Source organism: Bacillus sp. S4 (assembly GCF_040838205.1).
Classification (GTDB): Bacteria; Bacillota; Bacilli; order Bacillales; family Bacillaceae_G; genus Bacillus_A; species Bacillus_A cereus_U.
Window position 1 is genome coordinate 1 of the sequence record NZ_JBFPJI010000098.1, and the last position, 11,500, is coordinate 11,500.

Genomic DNA, 11,500 nt, shown 5'->3' on the forward strand with positions numbered 1-11,500 from the left:
AAATCCAAATGGAAATGCTACATATTTCAAAAGAAGATTTACAAATTGTAAAGGTACTACAACCCTTTATTTATGAGGAAATAGATTGGATTACAGAAAAATTTTATGCCAACATTACAAAACAACCTAATTTAATTACTGTTATTGAACGTTACAGCTCTATTCCAAAACTAAAACAAACTTTGAAAACACATATTAAAGAATTATTCAGTGGAAATATGCATGAAGATTTTATTGAACAACGCATTAGAATTGCCAAAAGACATGTACAAATTGGTTTACATAGAAAATGGTATACGGCTGCTTACCAAGAATTATTCCGCTCTATCATGAAGATTTTGCAGACAAAATTTACAGCAATCGATGATTTTTCTTATTCTATCAATGTAATAAATAAATTATTTACTCTTGAACAAGAACTTGTTCTTGCTGCTTACGAATCTGAGTACGAAAGAATTCAAAAAGAGCATGAAAAAGAAAAAGCACTAACAGCTATGACAATTACGCATATTGCAACAGAACTAGCTGCCGTGTCTGAAAAAACGAGCTCTTCTATTCAAAAACTAACAGCTAAATCCGAAACTATTGTAGAAATTGCCAAAACAGGCACATCATTAGCTACAACATCGGAAGAAAAAGCAAATAAAGGTAAAGAACAATTAAATCAACAAAATAAACGAATGGGATACATTCAAACGAATATGGAAACTATCATTACAGATACACATGAACTTCTTGATATTTCTAACAAAATTAATGAAATTATAGATATTGTAAAATCAATTGCGGAGCAAACAAATTTACTTGCACTAAATGCCGCTATCGAGTCTGCACGTGCTGGAGAGTTTGGTAAAGGTTTTTCTGTTGTAGCTGGAGAAATCCGAAAGTTATCAGAGCAAACGAAGGAATCTATATCCAACGTTACAAAGCTCGTCGAAAAAACAAATGCACAGATTATTCGTGTCTCTTCTTCTGTAAAGCAAATTAGCTCTCTCGTATCTGAAGGAACGGATAGTATGTATGCGACAGATCAATACTTCCAAGAAATCGTAAAAGATATGTCTAACTCAAAAGAACAAAATAAAAAAATTGAAAATGAGTTAGAATCTATTTCACAAGTAATGAAAGGGATTCAAGACGATTCCTCAAAAATGGCCCTAACGGCTGATAATTTACAACTAGAACTAAACCGATAAGGTGAAACTTGAGTGAGCGGCGATCCTTCATCTCCACTCACTACTCATTTTCATCATCCATCGATAAAAAGAGCCGTTCCCAACAGATAGTTTGGAACGGCTCTTTTTAATAAGTAAGTTTTTCTTGTCGTATTTTATAGTTAAGTCAATATAATTTCATGTAATAAGGACACTTTGAATTGCAGGACAGGCTCTTATTTTCGGAAAAATATTTTTTGACAATAAACATAACTCATATAAACACCAAAGCTTTGTAAAATGAACACAGCTGGCATGATAATATTGTAATATGCCATATCTACTTGGAAGAGTCTTAGTAATACATATCCACTAACTAACAAAACAAACAACATATATCCTTCGTTTTGTTGTTTCTTAATAAGGAAATGTAATAAAGCTATAGCCATAAATAGCATTACCGTTATATATATAAGTTTTTCACATTTAAATAAAATAGAGTTTATTCCCTCATCTGAAAACTGATTCATTACTGGTTTTAAAAGTTTAAACCTTTCGCTCTCAATCTCTTTTAAATTTTGATCAATGTGCTCTATTACACTTTGATTTTTCGATATTTTTTCCCCATTTGTACCTTTTCCAATTAAAACAGATTGAACATACGCCTCATTCGAAATCTTATATTGTGACATTCCCATTGTATTAATTCCGTAACTCACAATAAAGTGAACGCTATAAAATAAAATGAGTATCCCTATCATCTTCAATAGTACTTTTTGCCTCGTTACTGATTGAAATAATTCAATTAACAACACATATATAGCAATAAAAATAGGAAGAAATAACCCTATTGGGAAAATCATATTGCTACAAGCAAATAAAATCGCTGAAAACACCCACATATAAGGATGATCTAACCCTTTATATAAAAGTATGTAACAAGCAAAATAAAATAAAAATATTGCAAGCGACTCCTGTGTTAATAAGGAGCTCATGAATATATTTGGAATATATACAGCGTAAAATACAGAGGCAATACGACCACATTCTTCCCCAAAAACCATCGCTGCAATACGATAAATGAAAAATACAGTCCCTGTACAAAATAAAATATTAAATAACTGTAAAACAAATACCGTATCACCAAATATACGAATAACAATCGATTCATAAATAATAAAAGGTAACTGAGTTACATTCTCTATAGTATTACCAATTGCAATTTGCTTTGCAGACTCATACATCACTTTCATATCACCAATTATCGGAGCATCTACAAATAGAACCACGCTAAGTCTCACCAGTATAGATATACTTAGAAGAAAAAGAAGAAATTGTTTACCTGTAAAACGATATTGTAAAATTGATGCCACTAATAAAGTAAGGATGATAAAAATCACCAATACGATTGTTATAGTTGTTGTACTTCCTCCAAAAAATTGCTTACTTGTTTCAAATGCTGACCAACAACTATAAACAAAAAATGTGAGCATCGCACCAATTATTATTTTACTGAAGAAAGACGAAAAATTTGTTTGTATGTGATTCATATGTCCATTGCACCTCTATTTCCTTTCATAACAAAACGATTCTATCATGAATGGGTACACAGCTGATAGGGAATTTCTATGACAAATACAGAGTCATAACTTTTTCACTTGCAATGTAAGCGAATCCTCTTTTACACTACATTTTAGATATAATAAATTTTCTTTCAGTTACATGAATACAAATACAGAAGTTTTAATAGAGTAGAACTTTAATTCATAGTGGGGGTGTTTATCCCCCACTAATGATTAGCTTTTACAAGCTGTCTTCTATGTTTGACAGCCGAATTTTGAAGTGGTTATCTTACCACCCGCACATAGCGAGGTAAAACCCTCTTCTAGAACTCTTTACTTCATTAAATATCTATTGATTTTTAATAATTTTGTACTCCATTTACAATACATGTCATTCTGATTGAAAACAGAAAATAGGGGCTGAATATATGGAAAAGAAATTCATGCGCGAATCAAAAGCAATTAAAACAACACGTGTTTTTCCTAATGATTTAAATAATCATCAAACACTTTTCGGAGGAAAATTATTAGCAGAAATTGATAGTATCGCTTCGATTGCAGCTGCAAGACATAGCCGTAAACATTGCGTAACAGCATCTATCGATTCCGTTGATTTTTTAACTCCAATTCACCAAGCAGATTCTGTTTGTTATGAGGCTTTCGTATGTTATACGGGAAAATCTTCAATGGAAGTTTTCGTAAAAGTAATTGCAGAAAATTTATTAGAGGGCGAGCGTAGAATGGCCGCAACATGTTTCATTACATTTGTCGCATTGAAAGACGGAAAGCCTTCTTCTGTACCGCAAGTACTTCCCGAAACAGAGGAAGAACATTGGCTATACACAACCGGACCAGAGCGTGCAGAAAATAGAAAAAATGGGCGTTTGAAAAGCAAAGAAATGGCTGAAGTATTAACATTAAGTAAACCTTGGAGTATTTAACGATTAATTAACCTTCCTTATTTAAATCAAAAAGGAAGGTTTTTTATATAAAATACATAGAGTTGATTTACAAAGTTTATATGCGGTAAACTTATACAGATGTTCTTTTGACACTCCCACCCCTAAAGGGGCAAGCTGATTAATGTCAGTAGGATTCTTATTACTAAAGTCCGATATGGGCTTTCCTATATCGCGAAATCTGTAATCTTCTTCCTTTCAAAAGGTCTATATAGTGTAAAATACAAAAAATTTGAGGAGATAATAATTATATGATGGAACAAACTCAACTCGTTTCCGTTATTGTCCCGCTATACAATGCGGAAAAATATATTGAAGAGACGATGGAATCAATACTGAATCAGACATATAAAAATCTTGAAATTGTAGTTGTAGATGATGGAAGTAAAGATCAATCATCTTCTATCGTAAAAAATCTTGAGAAAAAATACCCTGAACAAATAAAATATATTCTCCAAGAAAATCAAGGTGTTTCCGTTGCTCGTAATACAGGAATTGAAAATGCTAGCGGAGAATATGTTTCTTTTCTTGATAGTGATGATGTATGGCATCCAACAAAAATAGAAAAGCAAATCGAAAGTATGCACAAAAACAATATGAACGCTTGTTATTGTGGCTATATGAACTTTTACGACGAAACTGGTGAAAAGGTCGAAAATACGACAAACTTTATTAAAGGAAATATGACAAAAGCTTTCTTAACACATCAAGTTTTCGCCCAAACAAGTACTTGGATTTTTAAAAGATCAATTGTGATGGATCATAACATTCGTTTCACACCAGGATGTAGCTGGGGAGAAGATTTAGAGTTTCTATTTAAATTAATGAGTGTAACAAATGTATGTTATGTGGATGAATATTTAACATATTATCGAATCCTATCAGGAGGAAACCTTTCTTCAAATTATAAAGATTATGAATTAAAAACAACAAAAGAATTAGAAGTATTTAATCGAATGAAAGATTGGATTCATAATAAATCAAAAGACTTAATCACAAATGACTCTACAGAACTTATTGAAATCCTTGAAACTTATCTATTCCCATATACAGTCATTAACAATGCCTGTATACACATTAAAGAACACTCTAAATTAGATAAATCAAAAGTTCAATTAATTAAAAGCGATATAAAGAAATATTGTCGCAAAATCTATTCAAAAAATGGAAAACGAAGCAAAAAATTATACGCGATGCTTTGGTTTGTACGTATCAAATTTCTATTTTCTTAAATAAAAAATACGCTTTTAAACATTTTTTCCGTAAACAAATTAAACTTATAAATAGGACAAAGTGTGTCCTAAAGAATAGAAAGGTCTCTTTCCATGAAAACAAACAAAATCCTTAAAAACGCCTCCTACCTCTTTGTAGGAAATATTACTGTTCGATTTGTACTTGCTATTGCGACGATTCTCTTTGCAAGATACGTTTCACCAGATGAATACGGGATGTTTACAACTGCATTAGCAGTTTCCGCTGTTATTTGTTATTTTACAGATGCAGGTTTGACACATACATTTATGCGTGAAGGAACACGAAGTGATGCCGACATTAGCGTACTAATCAGTAGTTATTTACGCATTCGTTTTGTACTGGCTGTCATCATTTCCGTACTCTTTGCGATTTTTGCTCAGTTCTTCTATACTGATGCCTACTTACGTGCCATGGTATATTGGGTTGTGCTCCCAACTATGTTTGGGGCAACTCTACAAGGCGTTGGGATGGCTTATTTCCAAGTAACAGAACGTATGCAATTTACAGCGATTATTTCTGTACTACAAGGTGTAACAGCCGCAGCTGCTCTTCTATTTGGAATGTCATTTAAATGGTCACTTATGATGGTCGCTGCCATGTACGGAATATCCAGTCTTGTAACAGGAGTCATCGCTTTCATAATGGTCCTCCGCCATACAACCGTTCATAAAGGCTGGGACAAAGGGATTTTAGATCAACTGCTTATTTTCACAATCAATGGGATCATCATTATGCTTTTACCACAATTAGGACCCATTATATTAGAAAAAGTTTCGACATATGAGCAAGTTGGATTCTTTGGCGCTGCATCGAAAATACCTGCAGTACTTTATCAAATACCTGGTGTAATTGCAGCAGCCTTTTATCCAAAGCTATTTGCTTTTGGAAATGAAAAAAATATTGATGAACATAGAAAACTATCTCAGTTCGAATTAAAACTGATGTCTTTCTTAGGAATGGGCATCGCAATTCCATTTATCGCCGATCCAAGCTTTTGGATTGTTACTTTATTAGGTGAAAAATATGCACCATCTGGTGATGCTCTTGCAATTTTAGCCTTTATGGTCATTTTACAATCTATCAACTATCCACTTGCCGATAATTTAACGACAATTGGCCAACAGTGGAAACGTGCAACAACGATGGGAATTGGATTGGCTGTCGCTATCATAAGTTACATCATCTTAGGTAGCAAATTTGGAATGATGGGGGCTTCTGTAGCAGCTATCATTACTGAAGTTACTTTATTAATTGGATTTACTTTATTTGTCCATAAAGGTTTCGAGCTATTATTTAAAGGAATTATATTTAATAGTCTCGCATTTATAATTAGTTGCGCTCTATACCACACAATATTAATTAACTTGCCACCGCTAGTGGCTTTAACGCTTACTGGTATATTGTACGGCATTATCGGCCTTGCCATTGATCCACAAATACGCGGGTTACTTTTAGAGTTCATAAATAAAAAGTTTGCTAAGAAAACAGCATAAAAAGAGCTGCCCGAAAAGCCGAACTTTGGACTGGGGTTATGTTCTTATTGAGTAAAAAGACTAACCTGCCTATTAACAAGAAAAACCGTCCCAAAAGGTATTTTGGGACGGTTTTTTTATTCACTATTATTATTCATATATAAAATTGTTTCTTTTAATCCTTCATAATATGGAGTTTTAGGTAGAATACCTATATGCTCCTCATATTTTTCCCCACTTAACATAACTGGTTTTTCTGTCAAATATAACATTTCAACATATTCTTTCATCTGCTTATCAAATAAACCAATGAACTTGATCATACCCCCTTTTACAGTCATTACTCGTTTTGTATATCCCGTTAGTTCACGTATATGTTGAATCATTTCTTCTCCTGTAATAACACCACAACCTGGTATATTCCAATGTTGCCCATAAGCCTCATCACGTAACGCTAATTCTACCATGGCTTTCGCACCATCTGGCGTAAAAATATACTCACGCGCAATCCGCTTATCTCCAACAAAGCTAGATATTTTATTCGCAAGTACGCCATTTAAAGTATGCTGAACGAGTGTACTTTCTGCTTTCGGGCCGTAAAAATCCGGAAAATGAGCAATAAACATTTGGACACCACTCCGCACTGCCATCATTTCAAGTTGTAATCGAATTTTCCCCTTCTTCGTATGAGGTTTCTTTTCAGCATCTTCTTTAACGAGCCCTTGATTTTGCATACCATATGCATAAATATTATCAACGATCCCTAACTTAATATTATTCTCTTTTGTTACTTCCAATATGTTTCTTAATAGTTTAGGTTGCTTCTCTTCCCAATCCGAATAGGGGATATTTATAGCATGGAATATAGCATCTACGTCTTTCGCAGTATCCATTATATCCGCTTTTACAAATACATCTCCTGCTACTATTTGTATCCGTTCTTCTCCTTGAAATAAATTCTCCAGCTTCCTCTTATTTCTTGCAAAAGCAATCACATCAATTCCTCTATTACATAACTCCTTTGTAATCGCATATCCCATTGCTCCAGACGCTCCCAGTACTAACGCTTTTCTCATCCTAATTCCCCTCCAATTAATTAACCGCTGTTCAATTAATAGTAAAAAGAAAATCACTTACATTAGAAGCGATTTTGAAATAAACTCTACATGTGCTTGAGCGAACCCCTTTAATTCTTCAAATGTTTGCCCACTTCCGCAATAATGCGCTACAAACCCATGTAATGATAAAAAGACAGACCATATCATCATTGTATCTATTCTTTTATTACATAAAGAAAAAACAACCTTTGCAAATTTTTCATAACTAACATTCGGGCCGTCTGCTAGACATTCCTTTAACTCATCATCTTTAATTAAAAACATAATTTCATAATGACTTTGATTTTTTAAACCAAACTCTATAAAACCAAATAAAACCGCTTTTAACTGATCTTCTTGAGATAAGTTTCTTTTACTAATCTCATCTAACTTTTTATTTAGCAATTGAAAGTCTTGTTCTACCATTGCATAAAAAAGTTCAGCTTTATTTTTAAAATGATAATAAATTGAACCATGGCTATAACCTAGTTCCGTCGCAATTTTACGCATTGAAGTGTGTTGATATCCTTGCTGTACAAATAAATCTCTGGCTGCATTCATAATCATTTCTCTTGTTAACTCTTGTTTGACTGCTCTTCTTGGCGACATTTTTTATACCTCACGATTTAATTAACCACTGTTCAATTATTATTATATATTTTTTCCAAAATAATGCAACTTATTTTTTTCAAAATATACATTTTTGAAATGATAGCATTATATCAAAGAATTTAGTATCATGATTCAAGACACTATTTAGAAATGAACGGAGGACATTATGAGCTTATTAACTGTTGAAAAATTAGGTCATACATTTGGTGATCGCACATTATTTAAAGACGTATCCATGCGCTTACTCGCAGGAGAGCATGTTGGATTAGTTGGAGCAAACGGTGTTGGTAAATCAACATTTATGAATATAATTACTGGTCAGCTTATTCACGATGAAGGTCGTGTAGAATGGACACCTGGTACAAATTATGGTTACTTAGATCAACATACAATTTTAACACCTGGTCGCACAATTCGTGATGTATTAGCAGATGCGTTTTTACCTTTATTTGAAAAAGAAAAAGCTTTAAATGAAGTTACAGAAAAAATGGGAACTGCTACAACAGAAGAGTTAGAGGAACTTCTTGAGCAAATGGCAGAAATACAAGATGCTCTTGAAGCAGGTGGTTTCTATTTATTAGATATGAAAATTGAGGAAGCAGCGCGTGGTCTTGGAATTGACGCAATTGGTTTAGATCGTGATGTTGCCGCATTAAGTGGTGGACAACGTACAAAAGTATTACTTGCAAAGTTACTACTTGAGCAACCAGAAGTATTACTATTAGATGAGCCTACCAACTATTTAGACGTTGAACATATTTATTGGTTAACGACTTATTTAAAAGAATATCCACACGCATTCCTATTAATTTCCCATGATACGGAATTTATGAATAAATGTGTTGATGTTATTTTCCATCTAGAATTCACAAAGATGACGCGTTATACAGCGACATATGAAAAATTCCTAGAGCTAGCAGAGATCAATAAAAACCAACATATCAACGCTTATGAAAAGCAACGCGAGTTTATTAAAAAACAAGAAGATTTCATTTCCAAAAATAAGGCTCGTTACTCAACGACAGGCCGTGCAAAAAGTCGTCAAAAACAACTTGATCGTATGGAACGTATTGATCGTCCTGAAACAGCTATTAAACCTGAATTCTCATTTAAAGAAAGTCGTGCAAGTAGCCGATTCGTCTTTGAAGGAGAAAATGTAGAAATTGGATATACACATCCTTTATTACCAAAATTAACAATGACAATTGAACGTGGTGAAAAAATTGCAATTGTTGGATGTAATGGCGTAGGTAAGTCAACACTATTAAAAACGATTCTAGGTAAAATCAAACCATTAAGCGGAAAAACAAGTCTTGGTGATTTCTTAAACCCATCATACTTCGAACAAGAAGTGAAAGCTGATAATATAACACCGATTGATGATGTTTGGAATACATTCCCTAGCTTAGACCAGCATCAAATACGTGCAATGTTAGCGAAATGTGGTTTAAAAAATGAACATATCTCTCGTCCGCTGAACCAATTAAGCGGTGGCGAACAGGCAAAAGTTCGTTTATGTAAGCTAATGGGCGAAGAAAGTAACTGGTTACTCTTTGATGAGCCAACAAATCACCTTGATGTTACAGCAAAAGAAGAACTACAAAAAGCAATGAAGGCATATAAAGGAACTATTCTTCTTGTATGTCACGAACCAGAGTTTTATCAAGATTGGGTAACAAAAGTTTGGGATGTAGAACAGTGGTCCCAAGAAAATTCTTAATCACCTAAAATCATCCCTTTACACCATCACTTGGTGTGTAAAGGGATTTCCCTTTGAAATAGCCATAAAATTCAATAAGGAGTTTTTAATTATAATGCAAAGTTCATTTCTTCTAAAACTCAATACATTTTTTGTGAAATCTTTGTTAGTGCTATGTCTCATTATTTCTGCAGCCATTACATGGCAATCAGTAGCCGTGGTTAGAGAACAGGCCAGCACTCGTTTACTTATTATAATCCCGATTATTATTCTAATCGGTCTTCTGTTTCTACTAATCGGCTATATTGCCAATAAATATATGTCAACACTAGTATTCACTATTTCACTTATCATTTTAGCTTTCTCTATTCGATTAATCTGGGTTCTTAATGTCCAAACTCCTGTCGAATCTGATTTTGCTATGATGTACAATGGTGCTGTGCAAGCAACTAAAGGAGATTTTAGTTTTGCCCAAAGCACGTATTATACTTCATGGGTTTACCAACTTGGATTTACAATGTACCAAGCTTTTATTATTAATTTATTTGGTGAAGGAACCTTCCTTCTAAAGTTCTTAAATGTATTATATTGCACGGGAACAACATTCCTCGTTTACAAAATAACTTCTCATATATTTAATGAGTGGTCTGGACGTATGGCTGGTTTACTATATGCAATATATATCCCGAGTATTGTATTGAGCTCAGTCCTAACGAATCAACACCTTGCGACATTCTTATTTTATCTTGGGTTTTATTTATTAATTACAAAAGGCTTAAGCCATAAATATATGTGGATTTTCATAGGAATTTCGCTTTCTTTAGGCGATATCATGCGTCCGCTTGGAGCTATCATCCTAATTGCAGTAACTATTTATGTCTTTTTACAAGGTATATTAGGAAAATCAAAACAAGATATTTTCACTTCCATTAAAAAACTTTGTGGAATTTTCGTCGTATTTTACCTTGTACATTACATTATAAGTTACTCATTTATATCTGCTGGAATTACACAATACCCACTATCTAATCGTGATCCTCTCTGGAAATTCACAGTAGGGTTTAATCACGAAACAAAAGGGGGATATTCTGCAGCAGATGCAGAATATATTATGTCCTTTGAAATCGGTGAAGAACGCAAAGCCGCTGAAAAAAAACTGATTCAAGAGCGACTAGCTGATCCACAAAAGGTTTTATCTTTATTTGGTGATAAGTTCACGCTCATGTGGGCAGATTACGACTCCGCCCCATTATGGAGTTTATTGACACTAGGGGACACAGGTAATGATATGATTACTTTAAAAGACATCCTTACGAAATATGAAAAGTATATGTACATTACAGCTATGCTCTTGGGCACATTAGCACTTCTTTATCTCATATTGACTAAGCAAAATAACACGCATTATACACTATTTTTATTATTGATAATTGGTTACGTAACTGTTCATTTCTTAATCGAATACCAAACAAGATATCGATACTTCATCATTCCTAGCTTTACGATTATTCAAAGCTACGGTCTATATTTATGCTATCGATTTATATCAAACAGAAAGACCTCAAAAATATAAAACACAATGATGATTTAATGATCACAACAAATGAAAACGAAATAAAAAGGCATGAGCCCGGTGCAATACGAAGCCACTGAAAAACTTGCGTTTTTTATAAATAAATTCATTATAGAGA

The 11,500-nt window shown here is 33.4% G+C and carries 9 protein-coding genes; 6 read left to right on the forward strand and 3 right to left on the reverse strand.

Annotated features, from left to right (window positions below; all coding sequences use genetic code 11):
* On the forward strand, nt 1-1,196 hold a 1,196-nt coding region (locus AB3X48_RS11905; RefSeq protein WP_367959559.1), incomplete at its 5' end, for a protoglobin domain-containing protein.
* Between the two features lie 194 nt (nt 1,197-1,390).
* Here AB3X48_RS11905 and AB3X48_RS11910 read toward each other — a convergent pair.
* Nucleotides 1,391-2,704: an ArnT family glycosyltransferase gene (locus tag AB3X48_RS11910; protein ID WP_088099750.1), complete on the reverse strand. Its 1,314-nt coding sequence runs from the start codon at nt 2,702-2,704 to the stop codon at nt 1,391-1,393.
* Nucleotides 2,705-3,144: 440 nt separating this feature from the next.
* Between AB3X48_RS11910 and AB3X48_RS11915 the strand changes: the two genes are divergently transcribed.
* The 3 genes from AB3X48_RS11915 (at nt 3,145) to AB3X48_RS11925 (ending at nt 6,422) form a co-directional block, all read left to right on the forward strand.
* On the forward strand, nt 3,145-3,657 hold the full coding sequence (locus tag AB3X48_RS11915) for an acyl-CoA thioesterase (RefSeq protein WP_016106769.1): 513 nt from the start codon (nt 3,145-3,147) through the stop codon (nt 3,655-3,657).
* A 269-nt stretch (nt 3,658-3,926) separates the two neighbouring features.
* A complete protein-coding gene (locus AB3X48_RS11920) occupies nt 3,927-4,907 on the forward strand; it encodes a glycosyltransferase family 2 protein (protein WP_016106770.1) in 981 nt (326 codons plus the stop codon).
* A gap of 93 nt (nt 4,908-5,000) precedes the next feature.
* Nucleotides 5,001-6,422 (forward strand): oligosaccharide flippase family protein, encoded by a 1,422-nt coding sequence (locus AB3X48_RS11925; RefSeq protein ID WP_367959561.1) that lies wholly within the window; start codon nt 5,001-5,003, stop codon nt 6,420-6,422.
* A gap of 116 nt (nt 6,423-6,538) precedes the next feature.
* On the opposite strand, the gene AB3X48_RS11930 is transcribed toward AB3X48_RS11925, so the two are convergent.
* Together AB3X48_RS11930 and AB3X48_RS11935 are read right to left on the reverse strand one after the other, a co-directional pair.
* Nucleotides 6,539-7,477 carry an SDR family NAD(P)-dependent oxidoreductase gene (locus AB3X48_RS11930; protein WP_078174629.1) on the reverse strand — a complete coding sequence of 313 codons (939 nt, stop codon included), beginning with the start codon at nt 7,475-7,477 and terminating at the stop codon, nt 6,539-6,541.
* 57 nt (nt 7,478-7,534) lie between these two features.
* Nucleotides 7,535-8,107: a TetR/AcrR family transcriptional regulator gene (locus AB3X48_RS11935; RefSeq protein WP_367959563.1), complete on the reverse strand. Its 573-nt coding sequence runs from the start codon at nt 8,105-8,107 to the stop codon at nt 7,535-7,537.
* A 169-nt stretch (nt 8,108-8,276) separates the two neighbouring features.
* Between AB3X48_RS11935 and abc-f the strand changes: the two genes are divergently transcribed.
* Both abc-f and AB3X48_RS11945 read left to right on the forward strand, forming a co-directional pair.
* Nucleotides 8,277-9,830 (forward strand): ribosomal protection-like ABC-F family protein, encoded by a 1,554-nt coding sequence (gene abc-f, locus AB3X48_RS11940; RefSeq protein WP_016106773.1) that lies wholly within the window; start codon nt 8,277-8,279, stop codon nt 9,828-9,830.
* A 94-nt stretch (nt 9,831-9,924) separates the two neighbouring features.
* On the forward strand, nt 9,925-11,382 hold the full coding sequence (locus tag AB3X48_RS11945) for a glycosyltransferase family 39 protein (protein WP_016106774.1): 1,458 nt from the start codon (nt 9,925-9,927) through the stop codon (nt 11,380-11,382).
* The last annotated feature ends 118 nt before the right edge of the window (nt 11,383-11,500 follow it).

Coding starts and splice junctions, on each gene's coding strand:
- AB3X48_RS11910 (WP_088099750.1), bottom strand. CDS start 2,704: ATGAATCACATACAAACAAATTTTTCGTCTTTCTTCAGTAAAATAATA.
- AB3X48_RS11945 (WP_016106774.1), top strand. CDS start 9,925: ATGCAAAGTTCATTTCTTCTAAAACTCAATACATTTTTTGTGAAATCT.
- AB3X48_RS11935 (WP_367959563.1), bottom strand. CDS start 8,107: ATGTCGCCAAGAAGAGCAGTCAAACAAGAGTTAACAAGAGAAATGATT.
- AB3X48_RS11920 (WP_016106770.1), top strand. CDS start 3,927: ATGATGGAACAAACTCAACTCGTTTCCGTTATTGTCCCGCTATACAAT.
- AB3X48_RS11925 (WP_367959561.1), top strand. CDS start 5,001: ATGAAAACAAACAAAATCCTTAAAAACGCCTCCTACCTCTTTGTAGGA.
- AB3X48_RS11930 (WP_078174629.1), bottom strand. CDS start 7,477: ATGAGAAAAGCGTTAGTACTGGGAGCGTCTGGAGCAATGGGATATGCG.
- AB3X48_RS11915 (WP_016106769.1), top strand. CDS start 3,145: ATGGAAAAGAAATTCATGCGCGAATCAAAAGCAATTAAAACAACACGT.
- abc-f (WP_016106773.1), top strand. CDS start 8,277: ATGAGCTTATTAACTGTTGAAAAATTAGGTCATACATTTGGTGATCGC.